This window comes from Streptomyces sp. B1866 (assembly GCF_031932565.1).
GTDB lineage: Bacteria > Actinomycetota > Actinomycetes > Streptomycetales > Streptomycetaceae > Streptomyces.
In genome coordinates this window covers 39212-55335 of sequence record NZ_JAVSCF010000004.1, presented here as the reverse complement: position 1 = coordinate 55335, position 16124 = coordinate 39212, and the positions used below count along the sequence as shown (strand labels likewise).

Genomic DNA, 16124 nt, shown 5'->3' with positions numbered 1-16124 from the left:
CCCTCCTCCCGTCTGGAGCGTCATGTCCCCGCAGAACCCCACCCCCGCCGTCTCGTATGCGAACCGGCGGCTGGCCGGTGCTCCGGTCGTACGGCGCGACGCCCGCTGGTGGCTGGTCGCCGCCAGTGGCTCGCTGCCCGTCAACGACCCGGCCTTCTCCGGCGTGCTGGACCGGTTCGCCGCGGACTTGGCCGCCGCGGACCGCTGCGTCGCCGATGCCCTCGCCGAGCCCGAGGTGCAGCGGGCCCGGGATCGGGGGCGGCGGTGACGGCGTTGTTGCATGCCGAGCAGGCGGTGCTCGGCGCCGTCCTGCTCGACCCCGGCCAACTGCCCCGCCTGTCCGGCTGGCTGCGCCCGGAGCACTTCTACCGCCCCGCCCACGCCACGCTGTACCGCGCACTGCGCGACCTCCACGCCGCCGAACACCCGGGCACCTCTCCGCCGTCCGGCCCTCCGGCCACCGGCCGGAAGCCGGGCGCGTGGCCCGCCGTCCCGCAGGCCGACGCCGAGGCGCAGCGCGACGGCCGCCTGGCGTGGATGGACGCCGCGCTCACCAAGGCGAACACCGAGGTGAGGGGGCTGACGGTGTCCTACCTGCACACCCTGATCGCCTCCTGCCCCCGCCCGGCGCACGCGGCGGTGTACGGGCGGATGGTGCTGGAAGGCGCCATCCACCGCGCGGTCGCCGAACACGCCACCCGCCTGCACCACACCGCCCGCACCGACACCGCACGCGGCGCCGCCGAAGACACCCTCCACCAGCTCCAGGTCCTCAACCAGGTGCTGGACGACGTCGCCCGCCGCTGGGGCACCGACCCCCGCCCCGCGCCACCACCCGCACCCACGTCTCCGGCCGGGGAGCGGCCGGTGGTGCCGGAGCGGGTGCTGGCCGACGAGCAGTACCTCCTGGCCGTCCTCACCGCCCGGCCCGACGGCCTGGGCGCGGTGGTGGGCTGGCTGCGGCCGGAGGACTTCGCCGACCCGGTGCACGCCGGGATCTACCGGTGCCTGGGCGCCCTGCACCACCGGGGCGAGCCGGTCGATGAGGTCACCGTGCTGTGGGAGGCCCAGCGGCGCGGCGCCCTGACCGACCACACCCTCACCCCCGACGACGTCCTGCGCCTGTGCGCCACGTCGGCCGCCGTCGGCGACCCGGACTTCCTCGGCGAGAAGGTCCTCACCGCCGCCCTGGCCCGCACCGCCGCCGACGCGGCCCGCCAGATACGGGCGCTGGCCGACGACCCGGCCCTGGCACCCGGCCGCCTGATCAGCTACGCCCTCCACGTCCTGGCCCCCGTGGATGATCTGCGCCGCCGCCTGCAGTCCGCCGCCGACCCGTCCCTGGCGCCATCCGCCCGGCCGGTGCCGCCGCCGGCCGCGCGCGTCCGGCCCGAGCGCGCCGAAGCCGCCCGCGCCCGCAGCCGTCACCACCCCACACCACCCACACCATCCGACCCCCCTCTCGCCGCCGTCCCTGCTGCCCGCTCACCCCGTCGAGGACCCGCATGACCCCGCCCCCGCCCACCGCCGACGACGCACGCACCATGTATCTGCTGGCCGGCGAGTTCGCCGCCGCCCGCCGACACCTCGACCAGTCACGCCGCACCCCCGGCGGCCTGCCGACCCTCGCCTCGGCCGCCTACCAACTCCATTACCTCGGACAGGTCTTCAGCGACCTCACCGGAGAGGTCGTGCTGCGCGGCAGCCACACCGGTCCCGGTGCCACAGGCCAGGAACGCCAGACTGTCGCCACCCTGGCGGCAGCAGCGGCCCCGGCTGCCCGCGCGCTGGAGCACTTCGCCGAGGCGTACCACCAGATCGGCGTCCTCTGCCTGTACGCCGACACCCCCGACGACCCGGAGCTGACCGACCTGCGCCAAAGGGCGGTGCACGTCATCAGCGGCCGACTCGACCAGGCCCGGACCGAACTACGGGAGACCTCCGCCGTCCTGACCCGGGCAGCCGACCGCTCCGGCATCCGCTCCGCCCGTACAACCGCCGCCCGGACCCGCTCCGCCCTCGCCCACCCCTCCGGCGCCACGGCCTCTTCGAGCGACGCACCCGCGCGCGCTCCCCATGGGCCGGATACCCCGCCTCGGCGCAGCCGGTGAGTCCGCCGATACGCCCGGCCGCGACACCACCTCCGGCCGCCACGGTCCCCACCGTGCTCGAAGCCGCGCCTGCTCCTCCCCACCTGAACGCCGCCGACTCCGCCGCCCCCGGCCCGGCGTCCGAGATGACCATCGGGAGCCTGTGTTCCGGCTACGGCGGCCTCGACCTGGGCGTCCAAGCCGCCCTCGGCGGCACCGTCGTCTGGCACGCCGAGACCGATCCGGGCGCCGCCCGCGTCCTGGCCCGCCACTGGCCCGGCGTGCCCAACCTGGGCGACATCACCACGCTCGACTGGGCGCGCGTGCCGCGGGTGTGCGTGCTGACCGCGGGTTTCCCCTGTCAAAGACGTCTCCGTCGCCGGCCGACGCGCCGGGCTTGCTGAAGGCACGCGCTCGGGGCTGTGGCACCACATCGCCCGCGCGATCTCCGTCCTCGACCCCTGCCTGGTGGTGATCGAAAACGTCCGCGGACTGCTCACCTCCCCCGCCACCTCCCCTGGCGCGGTGGAATCCTGCCCGTGGTGTCTGGGAGACACCGCAGGCCAGCCTGCTGTGCGGGCACTGGGTGCCGTACTCGGCGGCTTGGCCGACCTCGGGCACGATGCGAACTGGTGCGTGCTACGCGCCAGCGACATCGGCGCGCCCCACCGCCGCGAGCGCGTCTTCCTCACCTCCTGGCCCGCCCGGCGGACCGCTGTTGAAGACCCCGACCAGCAACCTCGGGTCCAACGGCGGCTCCCAGCACCCGGCCAAGCGCAAGCAGGGCGGCCACGGCCCGAACCTGGCCGACGAGGTGGAACACCTCCTGCCCACCCCGAAAGCCTCCGACGGGACCAAGGGCAGCCCCCGCCAGCGGCACGGCAACGGCGACCTCACCCTGCCCTCGGCAGCAGCGTCACTGCTCCCGCCCTCCCCGGCGAGCGACACCCACCGGCCGCCACCGGCCCGGACGGCGGTGGTCCTGCCGCTGTGGGACGACGGGAACCCGGGCGGGGAGGTGAGCGGCGGTGGGGCCGGTTCGCCGCCGCCGTCGCCCGGTGGGAGACGCTCACCCGCCCGGCGCCGCCGCCCACCAACGCGGCCGGGCGCCTGCGCGCGGACTTCGTGGAGTGGATGCAAGGACTCCCGCCCGGCTGGGTGACCGCCACCCCCGGCCTCTCCCGCCCCGCCCAGCTCACCGCCCTGGGCAACGGCGTCATCCCCCAACAAGCCGAACACGCCGTGCGGTTGCTGGCCCCGCCGTTCTCCGGCTGCCCGCGTTGCACCCCGCCGTAGCGGACCTCTCCCCGCCCTTCCCGCATACGGCCAGGGCCGGAATCCGGCTCTTGCCTGCGCGGGCGGCGGCCGGGTGGGGCCCCGTATCGCGGAATTCCCGGCCGTACCAAATCCGGGTTTCCCCGGATTCTCGTTCCCCGGCAGCCAAACCAGCCCCCGAAAGGACCTCCGCCCCATGCCCGGCATCAGACCCTCCCCGGCCTTCCGCCGCGCCGGACCCGGCCGTACGCCGCACCCGGCCGAATCCCCACCGCCCCGCCGCCTTTCCCCGAAGGGACATCCCCCGTGAACGAACCCGCCGCTGACGGCACGTCCGAGCCCGTACGGGTGCCCGACCACAACCTCGATGACCTCGTCGCGACCGTGGAACGGCTGGTCAACCGCACCGAAGCCCAGGGCCAGATGATCGACCACCTCCGCGAAACCTCCCAGACCACCACCCCCGACACCGACGCCGAAGGCGACACGGCCCCGGGGCCGGCCGGGCAGGGCGGTGCGGGGGACGGGGGCCCGGAGTCGGTGTTCATACTCGCGCTGGACGACGACGCGTACGCCGTCGAACTCCACGCGTTGACCGCCTGGGTCGATCACCTGCTGCTGCCCGTCTACGGGCGGGAGATCACCACCACCCGCCCCTGGTGCGCCCAGTGGCACGAGCACCCCGAGGCCGTCGCCCGCCTGCACGGCCTGTGGCTGGCCTGGCAGCAGCTCACCGCCGTCGAGGCCGGGCTCGCCGGCCCGTCCCTGTGGCACCGCGACCACCTCGACCCCGCCTGGCAGCAGTTGCGCGCCGCCGACGGTCCGTTCGCCGCCTGCACCACCAACGCCAACCGGCCCCACCACCGGCTCCTGCCCACCCCCGCCCCCGAACCGACCACCCCCGGAGCCTGACCATGCCCGCACCCAACCGGACCCCGGCCGCCGCCGTACTCCTCCGGGGAGGCAGGGGGTGAGCCGGGCGCGGTTCGCCTTCGCGGCCCACCCCGACGCGCTGGAGGACCTGCGGCGCCTGCCGAAGGACATCCAGCACCTGGCCCTCCTCGGCCTGCAGCAGCTCGTCCACGCCGACCAGCGCGGGCAGGCCCTGGAAGACCGTCCCGGCCGACCGCTCCACGGCGCCCGCAAGCTCTACGTCGACCCCGCGGTCCAGTGGCGGCTGGTCTACCAGGAGCGCCCCGCGCCCGCCGGCAGCGAGCACCGCCGCGAGATCTACCTCATCGCCGCCGGGCCCCGCCGCGACGCCGCCGTCTACACCCTCGCCGCCCAGCGCCTCCACACCCACCGCACCACCCAGGCCGCGCAGTCCACCGAACCTTCCGCGCTGCGCCCGCGCGCCGAAGCCGCCCGCGCCCGCTCCCCGTACCTGCGCACCACCCCCACCCGCGCCGCACCGCCACGCCCCGCCGACTCTCACCTGCTCATGCCCGTTCCGTCGTCCACACGCAAAGGAATCCGCTCATGACCGCCCTGCCCACCACCCGTGACGCCCTGGCCGACCTGCTCACCGACGCCGCCCAGCAGGTAGGCACCCTCCTCACGGCCCAGGTGCCCGCTCCCGGTGCTCCCGCCGGGCCGTTCCTCACGCCGCTTCTGGGCTCGCTGCGCGCCACCATGCCTGTTCTGAAGGCTCTGTCCAGCCAGCTCGACGCCTGCGTCGACGGCCCCCAGTCCAAGTCTCCGGCCGGGCTGTCCACCTTCGCGTCTCTGGTCTCGGCGACCTGCCAGCTCCTGGACGCCACCGGCGAGTTCATCATCAGCGCGATCGAATCCCTCTGCGTCCGTCTCGGCACCGGCTCCGAGCCGGACCGGCAGCCGCCCGCCGGCGAGGACGCCGAGGACTACATCGAGGTCGACGTCGCATTCACCGAGGAGGAGTGGGAGGAGATCCAGCGGGCCGCGCGGCGAGCAGGGCTGGAGCCTGACGACTTCGTCGCGGTGGCCGCCATCACCGAATCGGCCTTGCTGCGCTTCGCCGCCCTGTGCCGCGAAATCCGCGACGGGCTGCTGTCCGACGCCGCGTACCTGCGCTCCGGAACGGATACCGACGCCCGCCTCGCCATCGACTCCCGGCGCGTCCGGCGGCTGCTCGGCGACCAGGACGGCCAGGGCGGCGCCGCGTGAGCAGTCCTGCCGTTCCCGACCCGCGCTTCGGCACCCGCACGCTCACCGCCGCCCTCGGCCTCGACAGCGCCGAGGAGTTGCTGGCGCGCCACCCGGCGGACAGCGTCCCGGGCGTGCTCGCACGCCTGCTGGTCCACGCCGCGCTGACGACCGACGACCTGGACGAGCGGCTCGGACGCGCTGCCGCCTCCGCCGCCGAGGACCTGCGTCGCTTCACCGGTGGTCGACACAGCGACCTGCACGCCCTGCCGCGCCTGGCGGCATCGGACGTCGACATTCTGGCCGCCCGCCGAAGCCAGGCGACCGACCACCTGCGACGCCTCCTGACCACTTACCAAAATGCCCTGATCACCGCCGACGGCAACAGCCCGGCGCCCGTGCGCGCCGAGGAACTCGCCCCTCGGCAGGTCGCCGCCCGCCACTCCAGGGCGGTGCGGCTGTCTGCGGCCCAGGTCGCTGCGCTGGAGGAGATCGCGCGAGGCGGTGTGGCACTCCAGGAGATCAGGGTGGGCCGTGGCCGGTTCGTCGTCAGCCCCCGTGGCGCGCGGCTGTACCCGGCCACCGTGGACGCGCTGGTCGACAAGGGCCTCGCCGACCGGGACCGCAGCACCTCGCTGTTCCGCGGTCAGCGGCTGGCCCTCACCGAACAAGGGGAACGCGCGCTGGCCGAACACCGCCGCCGCACCCCCGCCCGCGCCGAAGCCGCCCGCGCCCGGACCACCACCCCCACCAGCACGCTCCCGCCCTCCGCACTCGCCCCGGCGCCCCAGCCCACCCCTGCCGGACCCCCCGCCCACGTCCCGCCGCACCGGAAGCCCCGCTCATGACCGACGCCACCTCCTTGGACGCCACGCGCCGCCTGATTGAACGGCGGTACGGACAGCCCTTCCAGCACCTGGCCCGACACGCCCTGCCCCGACCCGGCCGGGACCACGACCCGGTGCTGGACGCCGTGGTGCACCTCTACCAGCAGATCCACCACACCCAAGCCGAAGCCGCCGACACCCGGCAGGCCCTACGCCGACTGCTCGACACCGGCCAGGACAGCACTGTCGAGGGCACCGCCCGGCTGCTGCATCTGGCCCAGGACCTCCACGCGCTTACCACCCGGCACACCACCCAGGTCCGCGTCCTGGCCGACCTCCTCGGCGACCACCAACCTCCGCCGAGCGCCCCGGCCGCCACCGGCGCGAACGACGACGACCTCACGCCCCTGCTGCCCCTCGCCCGCCGCATCGCCGCCAACCACCCACACCTGACCCGTACCGAGCTGGGCGCGGCGCTGCGCGCCCGCGGCATCCGGGTCAGCAACCAGCGCCTGGGCGCCCTCCTGCACCACCTGCGCGCCGAGACCCTCCACGCCGCCGCCTGACCTTCCCCGACACCGACCAGGAGCAACCGCCATGACCGGATGGCCGTCCACCGCCGACCCCGGACACCTTGAGCAGACCATCAGCCGTCTCGCCCCGCGCTGGACCGCATGGACGCTGCTGACCCTGCGACAGCACGACCAGCTCCGCATGGGCGAACTCAGCGAAGCCGTGCCGTGGGTGTCGTACACCAACCTGTGCCAGCAGGTGCTCCGCCTGCAGTACCAGGGCCTGATCGACCGAGTGGGCTTCGGCCAGTACCGGCTCACCGATACCGCCCGGCGGCTGGAACCCGTCTTCCAGGCGCTCAGCGCCTGGTCCCACACCCACTACCCGGCCCAGCAGCCCACCGCCCAGGCCGAGCAGATAGAAACCGCCCTCGCCCGGCTGCGCGGCCGGGGCACCACACCGGTCCTGGCCTACCTCGCCCAGCACCCGACAGCGACCTTCTCCCAGCTCCAGCGCAGCGTCGGCGCCCCCGGCTCCGCCTACGCCCGCCTCCAGCGCATGCAGACGGACGCCCTGCTGGTGCGCACCCACTACGGCCGGTACGAACTCACCCGACCCGGCGCCGCCCTCGGCCCCGTCTACCACGCGCTCCACGCCTGGTCCCCGCGCCCCGCCACCGAACCGGCGAACCCGGCCGCCCTGGCCCCAGCGGCCCGTACGGCCCACGCGCGCGCCTCAGCAGCCCAGAGCCGCACGACAACCAGCCTCAACGGCCTGTTCTCCCACGCCCCGCACCCGCAACCGGCCGTCCCCACCCCACGCGCCGCCGCCTCCCCACCCCGGCGCTCCCGGTGAACCACCTGCCTCCGCGCCGCCGCTCCGCACCCACCTGAAGGGCCCCGCCTTCCATGTCCCCCAACGACGACCACCCGCACCGCCCCGCGGACACCGAGCTGCTGGCCGGGCCGGTCTACCTCGTCGGCCCCGGAAACCCGGCCCTGATCACCGAACCCCTGCGCGCGGCAACCAGCTGGGCCGAGGATCACACTCCTGCCGGGCACCTGTTCACCAGCCCCTGCCTGCGCACGCAGATCGCCCGTCTGCCCAAGTCCCCCCACGGGGGCTGGAAGGTCACCCACTCCGAAAAGCCCCTTGACGTCCCGGTCTGGAGCGCCACCTTCAGCCGCGACACCCCCGCCGAAATCGTGGCCGCCTTCACCACCCCCCTGGCAGCCGGCGCCGAGGACGACGAGCGCGGCAGCCCCGGCTCCGTCCTGGCCGCACGCGGCTGGCAGACCGAGACCACGGAATACGTCGAATATCACGTCGCGCCCGGCCAGCACGCCCACTTCGGCACCCGCCTTGGCTACGACCGCGGCGACGAGGAAGACCAATACCTCGAACTCGTCGGCGCCGTCCCCGTCCACCGCACCATGTACGTCGCCATCCAAGCCGCCAACGGCCCCCGCTGGCACGCGCAGTTCACCTCCCGCACCCCACCGCACCTGGTCACCGCCGCCGTCGACGCCTTCTCCAGTCCGGACCCCGTCCGACGTCGTTGGAGCCAGCTCCCCGAACGCCACCTGCCCTACCTCACCACCCGCCCCGCCGCCCACCCGCGCGCCGAAGCCGCCCGCGCCCGCACCACCACCCGCGCACCGGCCACGGCCACCACACCACCCCGGACACCAGCAGCCCACCCCGGTATCGCCAACCCCCGGCGTACGCGCCGCTGATCCCGTCCCGTCCCCTCCGGAGCCCCGAGCATGAACACCCCCGACGACGAGGCGTACTGGCGCGAGTACCACGTCACACCCCGCTACCTCGCCGGATCAGGCGGCACTGGCGACCCGGCCCTCCGCCCGCTGCTGGCCCTGGACTGGCACCGCCAGGACAACGACGACTGGGGCAGCATCGTCCTCACCTCGCCCGACCACCGCCTCAAGGTGGGCTGGTTCGGCGACGACCACCTCCTGTGGAGGATCGCCGCCTACGACGACCCCTTCTCCGCGCCCCGCTGGAGGGCCACCTTCAACCACACCATGCCGACCGAGATCGTCGCCGGACTGACCACCGCCCTCGCCCACGACTACCAGGACGGCAACGACCGCTTCCTCGCCCGCACCTCGCGGTCCTGGGCAGACCGCGTCCGGCCCCTGTTCGACGCCGGATGGAAACGCTACGGCGGCGCCGAGTTCGGCACCGTGGAACTCCTCTCCCCGGACCGGGAAGCCGGCCTGTTCATCGACAACCGCATCAAGGACACCAGCGAGGAGAGCTGGGAGCTGTGGGCCGGACCGCCCGGCTGGGCAACCCGCGCCGAGGGCCGCTTCACCCGCGCCACCCCCGACCACCTGATCGCCGCGACCGCCGTCGCCATGGCCGACCCCGCCCCGGTCATCCGCTGCCGCCACCACATCGCGCGCGAACTGCTCGGCCTGGTCCACCTCACCCCACTCCCCGAACAACCCGCCCCCACCCCGGCCCGCCCGGTCCCCACCCCGCTCGACGTCCGCCGCACCGCCGTCACCCAAGCCCTCCACCGCGCCACCCCCACCCCACCCCACAGCGACCGCACCCTGGCCGCCCGCGCCCGCACCACCACGCTCCACACCAGCCCGGCCCGCGCCGACGCCACGCCGCCGTCCGGCGTGGCAGCCAGCCCGCTACCTTCGCCGACGCGGCCCGGCATCCGCCGCTGACCGCCGACACCCTGTCCGCGCCCTGCGCTCCCTGACGCCCCGCTGTTCCGTCGCACGGCACAGCGGCCCCTGCCACCGGCCAGCGCCCCCTAGGCTCCAGCGATCCGGCGCCCCGTGATGAGCCACCGCTTCGTCGGCCTTCCCGACCGTCCCCCGGAGACCACCGTGCCCAACCCCACCGATCGCACCCTCCCCGCATCCGATGTCCGGACGCCTCCGCACGGCTCCGGCCGACAGCCCTGACGGGACGCAGGACGCACCGCCCACCGGCTCCGATCACACACTCGGCCGCTCCCGGACGGCTTGACACCGGATGGCGCCGGTGGCGGAACGCCGTCGGCCCCGGCTTCCTCCCGCTGCCCGCAGTTCGCCCACGGCAGACACCAACCGGGCTTTCGGCCCTTGAGCCCGCGGCGCACCCCAAGGGAACGTACGACCGCCCGGAAAACCCGCCGGTCAAGGAAGGGATCTCTGCCCGTGACGAGCACCACCCACCTCCCGCCGACCACCTCGGCCCCCGGCGCCGCTCCGCCCGCCCCTGCCGATGAACGCGGCTGGCTGCTCGGCGACGGCTGCGGCGAGCCGGTCCTCGCCGTCCTGCACGACCACGGCTGGGCCGTCGTGAGCGACGACCTGGCCAACGTCCACTGCGCCAGCCCCGACGGAAGGGCCTACGTCGGCTTCCTGCCCGAAACACCCGACCACCACCGGCACGGCGTGCTCTGGCGCGTCACCGTCAACGCCCCGGACGGCAGCACCGGCTGGACCCAGACCTTCGGCAGCAACACCCCCGCCGAAGCCATCGCTGGATTCCTCACCGCCCTGATCACCACCCCCCGCCGCGCCCGCGACTGACGCGGCACCGGCCCCGCACACCGGCCAGGCCCGCACGCGGCTCCGCCCCTGGCCTCGACGCCGTCCAGGACGCGCGCTGCTCGCCCCACACCCCCTGCTTCGGAGAATCGCCGTGCCCAGATCGCTGACCGTCGGCCAGCTCATCCACCAGCTCCAACCCCTCGACCCCGACCACCACGTCCGCCTGGCCATCGCCCCCGACTGGCCCTTCAGCCACTTCCTCGGCCTAGTCCTGGAAGGACCAGGCCCCAGCGGGCCGACCGCCTACATCGCCGAAGACGGGCAGGAAGGCTACCTACCGCCCCCGGTCGCCGACGCCCTGGGATGGCCCACAGACGCCACCGAACCCCGCGACGACTCCCCTACGGAGGACGGGGAACCGTGGTTCCTCGACGGGCAGGACGCCGCACACCTCGTCACCGAACTCCTCGACCACCACCCCGGCTGGACCACCGAGGAATACGCCACCGAAACCGTGTACACCTCACCAGGCGCACACCTGACCGTCCGGCTCGCCCCCAGCGGCTGGTCCCTGGCAGCCCACCACCGCACACCCGACGGCGCAACCGCATGGGAAGCCCACTTCGACCCAGCCGTCCCACCCACCGCCATCAAAGCCTTCCTCACCACACTCCTGGGCCCCGAACCCACCGTCTGACAACCCCCTTCACGGCCCGCTCCGCACGGACACCAGTCCACGCGGGGCGGGCCGCTTCCATGACCAGCACCGCCCGGAGACACCCACTACACCCGTCACACACCACCACCCCAACGCCTGCCCTACCCCTCTCATCCGTGAGCACCCCGCCGATACCCGACGGCGTACGCGGCACCCTGGTCCACCACGAACCGTCCGCGAACGCCGAGCCCCTGCCAGTCCACTGGGGGAACGATCGGAATGCCGCGACCCAGCAGACCCCCACCCCATTTGAGCTTTGGAAAGAGACCACCCATGCCCGTCATCAGCCCCGGCCCCGACGATGCCGAGAACGACAACTGGGCCCCGCCTGGGAAAACCAGGACACCCCGTTCCGGCGCTGGCTGTACGAAAAACTCACCGCAGCCGGATGTGCTGTGTTGACTGCACTTTCTCGGGTTCGGTGAGCACGTTGATGCACCGTCGATTCAGGGAGTGCCTTGTGACTCAGGATTTGCGCCGCCAGCTGATCGAGGGGCGGGCGAGCGTGCCGCGCGTCGGCTCAGTGATCGGTCTGGCGACAGTCCATCCGCCCTTCACCGTCGTTGACCAGCAGGGAGTCTCGGTCGACCCGGTAACGACCTATCTGCGCCATCTCTCGATCAGCGACAACCGTCCGCTGACCAGCCGGAGCTATGCCTACGATCTGCTGCGTTGGTTCCGTCTGCTGTGGCGGCTGGACCTGCCGTGGGACAAGGTGACTGAGGCCGAGGCCGCGGTGCTGGTGGGGTGGCTCCGCACCGCGCCCAACCCTCAGCGGCGACGCAACGATCCGACCTCTCCGCCGCCCGGATCGGTCAATCTCCGTACGGGCAAGCCCTATTTGAAGGCGGGATACGCACCCAGCACGATCAACCACGCACTCACCGTCGTGAGCTGCTTCTACGCCTTCCACACGCACCACAGCCGCGGACCGCTGGTCAACCCGGTGCCCGACTCGCCCGCGCGTCGACGCGCGCTGGCCCACCACAATCCGATGGACCCGCCTCCGCGCTTCCGGCGGGCCCGTCTGCGCCAGCGCGTCCCGCAGGCCGAGCCGCGCGCCATCCCGGACGCCATGTGGGACGAGTTCTTCCAGGCGATGACCTGCGACCGGGACCGGGCCGCGGTCTTGCTCTACGTCTCCAGCGGTTCGCGCGCCAGTGAACTGCTGGGCGTCACCCCCGACGATATCGACTGGCCCCGCCAGAGGTTCTACGTCGTGTCCAAGGGCGGCGACCAGCGCGAGCCGGTGCCGGCCAGCCCGCAGGCCCTGGTGGTGCTGGCGGTCTATCTCGACAAGGCCGGGATGCCGCCGGCCCACGAGCCGGTCTTCCGCACCCGTCGGGGCCCGGACCGGCCGCTGACCTACTGGGCGATGCGCCGCACCGTCCAGCGCGCCAACGACAAGCTCGGCACCAACTGGTCCCTGCACGACATGAGGCACACGGCGGCGGAGCGCATGGCCAACGACCCGAACCTCACGCTCTCCCAGGTCCGCGTGATCATGCGGCACACGGATCTCGCGACGACCGGCCGCTACCTGCGCACGCGCGTCGAGGATCTCTTCGACGCGCTCCAGGAGCACTACAACCGGCCGCGCGTCGAGCGGACCATCGCGCCCGGCTACGACCCGGAGGACTTCAAGGCGGTGTTCGGTGGAAGCTGAGCAGACGGTCGCCGAGACCTACACGACCCGCAACCGCAACCGGCGGCAGGACTATGAAGAGAGCCGGGAGACGCTGCCCGCGCACTTCGCATCGGTGCAGGTGGAGGCGGCTGCGGCGCCTCGGCCACCGGTGCCGCCGGCTCCCTTCGGGGACCTGTCGCTCGCCCCGGTCGCCGAGTTGTGCGCGGTCGCGTCCCGGGCCCTGGCCACGGCCACCGACTCCAAGGTTCAAAAGCGCCGATGGGGGATACGCAGGCTGTTCGGGCACCTGGAGACCTTCCCCGGGTCCAGCTGGCAGGAGCGCTGGCAGGCCGCCGGCTTCGACGACGCCGAGGGTCCCACGGTCCGGTCCCTGGCGCGCGGACACGTGACGGCGGACAGCAGCACCCTGGCCGCCGCGGTGAAGATGGCCTTCGGCATGCGCGTCATCCAGCCGTCGCTGCCGGGGTTTTGGGCCATGAGGTTCAAGGACTACGCCGAGCCGTTCCGCCAGTTGCAGGGTGATGCGGGGCTGGATGCGTTCTTCGCCGCGGTGGACGCCGACCCGCGGCTGAGTGCGGACTACCGGCACCGCGCCAAGTTCGACCTGACGTGCGCGCTGACCACCCAGGGCATCGCTTTGGAGCATCTGACCCCGTCCGCGTTGCTGCACTACTCCCTGGAGAGCAAGCGGCTGGGGCTGACCACCGGGGCGGCCAGGGACACCACCCGCTTCGCGGCCCTGGCCGCCTGGGAGACCTTGCACAACATGGGGCACTTCCCGCACCAGACGCCCCCGGCCTTGCGGAGGTTCATCTACAACGGCCAGCGCAGCATCGAAGAGCTCGTCGACCGCTACCACATCCGCCACCAGGGCGTGCGCCAGCTGCTGATCGACTATCTGATCCGCCGCCGCGCGGACAGCGACTACAGCACCATCGAGGGTCTGGCCCGGAACCTGGCGGGGATCTTCTGGTCGGCCGTCGAACGGCTCAACCCCGGCCAGCGGGACCTCGCGCTCGGGCTGGACCTCTATGACCAGTGGCTGGCGGAGGTCCAGCACTGGAGCCATGACAAGACCAAGCGGCGCAAGAGCACCGCCCAGATCCTGCTGGCCGTCCGCTGCCTCTACCTCGACCTGCACAGCTGGGCGATCGAGGAACCCGAACGCTGGGGCCCCTGGAGTGTTCCCTGCCCGATCCGCCCGCAGGATTTGAAGGGCTTCGGCCGACGCCGCCGGGAGGTCTACCAGCGGATGGCCGACCGCACCCGCGTCCGGCAGCCTCTGCTGCCGGCCCTGGTCAGCCACGTCGAGCAGCGGCACGAGCAACTGGCGGCGCTGCTGGAGACCGCGGCCGACACTCCGCCGGGCGGGGTCTTCGAGCACGGCGGCACCCGCTACCGGCGCACCGACTCCCGCAGCGACCGGGCCCAGGCACAGACCACAGGCCGCGTCCCGGTCCGGGTCACCGACCAGGGCACCGGCCAGACCGTCAACGTCACGATGGCCGAGGATGCTGCGTTCTGGAACTGGGCCTGCGTGGAGATCTTGCGGCACAGCGGCATCCGCGTCGAAGAGCTCTGCGAGCTCACCCATCTGAGCATCCGGCAGTATCAGCGACCGAACGGCGAGGTGATCGCGCTCCTGGTCATCGCGCCGTCCAAGAGCGAGCGTGAGCGGGTCATCCCGATGTCCGCCGACCTGTTCCACGCCGTCGCCCAGATAGTCCGCAGGCAGACACGCGGGGGTGCCAGCATCCCCCTGCTCAGCCGCCACGACAGCACCGACAAGACATGGTCCGAACCGATGCCGTTCCTGCTGCAACGGCAGGTCGGAGCGGTCCGCGGCGTCCTGGCACCGGGCACCGTGCTGAACGTGCTCAAGCGAACCTGCGCGGAGATCGGACAGACCAACCCGGCCTTCGCCGGCCTGTCCTTCACACCCCACGACTTCCGAAGGCTGTTCGCCACCGAGATCGTCAACGGCGGCCTGCCCATCCACATCGGCGCAGCCCTGCTCGGCCACCTCAACCTGCAAACCCTCCAGGGCTACGTCGCCGTGTTCGCCGAGGACGTCGTCGGCCACTACCAGCAGTTCCTCAACCACCGCCGCAGCATGCGCCCCGAGTTCGAATACCCCGACGTCGCCTCCGAGGAATGGAAGGAGTTCGAGAAGCATTTCGACAAACGCAAGGTCGAACTGGGCAACTGCGCACGGCCCTACGGCACCAGCTGCCAACACGAGCACGCCTGCATCCGCTGCCCAATGCTCCAGGTCAACCCCAAGATGCTGTCCCGACTGGCCGAGCTGGAGACAGAGCTGCTGGCCCGCCGCAAACGAGCCCACGCAGAGCAGTGGCTCGGCGAGATCGAAGGCATCGAACTCACACTGACCTTCCTCCGCACCAAGCAAGCCGAAGCAGCCCGACTCACCAGGCGAGCACCCGTCCACCTCGGTCTTCCTCGGCCCCGACCCGAAAACCCGTCATGACCCACTTGACGAAGTGCAGAGAAGAGCACGCAGCCGACGCCGCTCGGAGTTACGCGCCGGCCAACCGGTACAACGGCCTCGGTGACATCGACATGGGCCTTCTCGCCACCCTCACCGGCGCCAGCTTCGACGCCGTGCGGGCTGCCCACAAAGCCGACCTGGCCGAATGGGCGCGCGAACAGCAACTCCGCGACCACCCCGACCTGGTCGTTCTCGACGCAGACCTCGACCGCATCCGACGCTGCTCCTGACCTGAAAACAGCGGGACGTCCGCTCTGCCAGACGATCTACCGCGCGGACTTCCGCCCGCGACAGCTCAAGTCGGCCCAGTCGCCTTCCCGGAGGGTAGGGGGCTGAGGAACATCGGAACGAAAACCGGCGGCCGCTCCGCTGTCTGGTCAAACTGGCCAGATAACCCGTGGCCGACTCGGTGGCCCGCGCACGGGCCCGTACCCCCTCGTCTGGGCCGACTCCGTCTACGCGGGCAGGCTCGTGACCTGGGCCAAACAGCACCTGAACCTGACCATCAAGACCGTCAGCCGCCCCCGCGACACCACCGGCTTCGTCGTCCTGCTCCGCCTTCTGGGTGGTCGAGAGGACCCTCGCCTGGATCATGCACGCCCGCCGGCACGCGAGGGACTACGAACGCCTCGTCCAGCACTCCGAAACCCTGATCACCTGGGCAGCCATCACCCTCATGACCCGCCGCCTCACCCGTCGGCCGGCCCGCCGAATCGTGGCTGTGGTGACGACCACGAACCAGCTCGCGCTGACGACCTGACACAGCTCCTCAGTAGGGTAAGAGGACCACGACAGCGTCGGTCAGCTTGCCGGTCCCGCGACCCCTGAGAGGTGCTTTCCATGCCCCATCCACGAACGCCGCCCTACTCGACGCACGTCCCCCCGGTCACGTCCTTGCGGCGTCG

18 protein-coding genes and 2 pseudogenes are annotated in these 16124 nt (G+C 72.6%); all 20 read left to right on the top strand.

Annotated features, from left to right (window positions below; genetic code table 11):
* Positions 1-22: 22 nt before the first annotated feature.
* Positions 23-268, top strand: coding sequence for a hypothetical protein (locus RKE29_RS01465; RefSeq protein WP_312003126.1), 246 nt, complete (start codon positions 23-25; stop codon positions 266-268).
* Entirely contained in the window at positions 265-1509 is a 1245-nt protein-coding gene (locus RKE29_RS01460; protein WP_312003125.1) for a DnaB-like helicase N-terminal domain-containing protein, read from the top strand. The genes RKE29_RS01465 and RKE29_RS01460 overlap by 4 nt, the downstream gene beginning before the upstream one ends.
* A complete protein-coding gene (locus tag RKE29_RS01455; RefSeq protein ID WP_312003124.1) occupies positions 1506-2111 on the top strand; it encodes a hypothetical protein in 606 nt (201 codons plus the stop codon). Before RKE29_RS01460 ends, RKE29_RS01455 begins: the two co-directional genes overlap by 4 nt.
* Positions 2112-2164: 53 nt before the next feature.
* A complete protein-coding gene (locus RKE29_RS01450) occupies positions 2165-2494 on the top strand; it encodes a DNA cytosine methyltransferase (RefSeq protein ID WP_312003123.1) in 330 nt (109 codons plus the stop codon).
* 16 nt (positions 2495-2510) lie between these two features.
* Positions 2511-2744, top strand: a pseudogene (locus RKE29_RS01445) (C-5 cytosine-specific DNA methylase); the annotation flags it as partial.
* Between the two features lie 336 nt (positions 2745-3080).
* Positions 3081-3386 (top strand): hypothetical protein, encoded by a 306-nt coding sequence (locus RKE29_RS01440; protein ID WP_312003122.1) that lies wholly within the window; start codon positions 3081-3083, stop codon positions 3384-3386.
* A gap of 285 nt (positions 3387-3671) precedes the next feature.
* Complete coding sequence (locus tag RKE29_RS01435; RefSeq protein ID WP_312003121.1) at positions 3672-4277, top strand: DUF4913 domain-containing protein; 606 nt, start codon at positions 3672-3674, stop codon at positions 4275-4277.
* A 58-nt stretch (positions 4278-4335) separates the two neighbouring features.
* Positions 4336-4848, top strand: a complete 513-nt coding sequence (locus RKE29_RS01430) for a hypothetical protein (protein ID WP_312003120.1) — start codon at positions 4336-4338, stop codon at positions 4846-4848.
* Positions 4845-5507: a hypothetical protein gene (locus tag RKE29_RS01425; protein ID WP_312003119.1), complete on the top strand. Its 663-nt coding sequence runs from the start codon at positions 4845-4847 to the stop codon at positions 5505-5507. The genes RKE29_RS01430 and RKE29_RS01425 overlap by 4 nt, the downstream gene beginning before the upstream one ends.
* Entirely contained in the window at positions 5504-6334 is an 831-nt protein-coding gene (locus tag RKE29_RS01420; RefSeq protein WP_312003118.1) for a hypothetical protein, read from the top strand. Before RKE29_RS01425 ends, RKE29_RS01420 begins: the two co-directional genes overlap by 4 nt.
* Entirely contained in the window at positions 6331-6879 is a 549-nt protein-coding gene (locus RKE29_RS01415; protein WP_312003117.1) for a hypothetical protein, read from the top strand. Before RKE29_RS01420 ends, RKE29_RS01415 begins: the two co-directional genes overlap by 4 nt.
* A 31-nt stretch (positions 6880-6910) precedes the next feature.
* On the top strand, positions 6911-7681 hold the full coding sequence (locus RKE29_RS01410) for a winged helix-turn-helix transcriptional regulator (RefSeq protein ID WP_312003116.1): 771 nt from the start codon (positions 6911-6913) through the stop codon (positions 7679-7681).
* Positions 7682-7734: 53 nt separating this feature from the next.
* Positions 7735-8562 (top strand): DUF317 domain-containing protein, encoded by an 828-nt coding sequence (locus RKE29_RS01405; RefSeq protein ID WP_312003115.1) that lies wholly within the window; start codon positions 7735-7737, stop codon positions 8560-8562.
* Positions 8563-8592: 30 nt separating this feature from the next.
* Complete coding sequence (locus tag RKE29_RS01400) at positions 8593-9528, top strand: DUF317 domain-containing protein (RefSeq protein ID WP_312003114.1); 936 nt, start codon at positions 8593-8595, stop codon at positions 9526-9528.
* 477 nt (positions 9529-10005) lie between these two features.
* Positions 10006-10383 carry a DUF317 domain-containing protein gene (locus tag RKE29_RS01395; RefSeq protein WP_312003113.1) on the top strand — a complete coding sequence of 126 codons (378 nt, stop codon included), beginning with the start codon at positions 10006-10008 and terminating at the stop codon, positions 10381-10383.
* Between the two features lie 112 nt (positions 10384-10495).
* The gene (locus RKE29_RS01390) at positions 10496-11041 is read left to right on the top strand and encodes a DUF317 domain-containing protein (RefSeq protein WP_312003112.1); all 546 of its coding nucleotides are present in this window, start codon (positions 10496-10498) and stop codon (positions 11039-11041) included.
* Positions 11042-11522: 481 nt separating this feature from the next.
* The gene (locus RKE29_RS01385; protein ID WP_312003111.1) at positions 11523-12728 is read left to right on the top strand and encodes a tyrosine-type recombinase/integrase; all 1206 of its coding nucleotides are present in this window, start codon (positions 11523-11525) and stop codon (positions 12726-12728) included.
* The gene (locus RKE29_RS01380) at positions 12718-15198 is read left to right on the top strand and encodes a site-specific integrase (protein ID WP_312003110.1); all 2481 of its coding nucleotides are present in this window, start codon (positions 12718-12720) and stop codon (positions 15196-15198) included. The genes RKE29_RS01385 and RKE29_RS01380 overlap by 11 nt, the downstream gene beginning before the upstream one ends.
* Before the next feature lie 5 nt (positions 15199-15203).
* A complete protein-coding gene (locus tag RKE29_RS01375) occupies positions 15204-15449 on the top strand; it encodes a hypothetical protein (protein WP_312003109.1) in 246 nt (81 codons plus the stop codon).
* Positions 15450-15654: 205 nt separating this feature from the next.
* Positions 15655-15979: pseudogene (locus RKE29_RS01370) on the top strand (transposase); the annotation flags it as partial.
* Positions 15980-16124 lie beyond the last annotated feature (145 nt).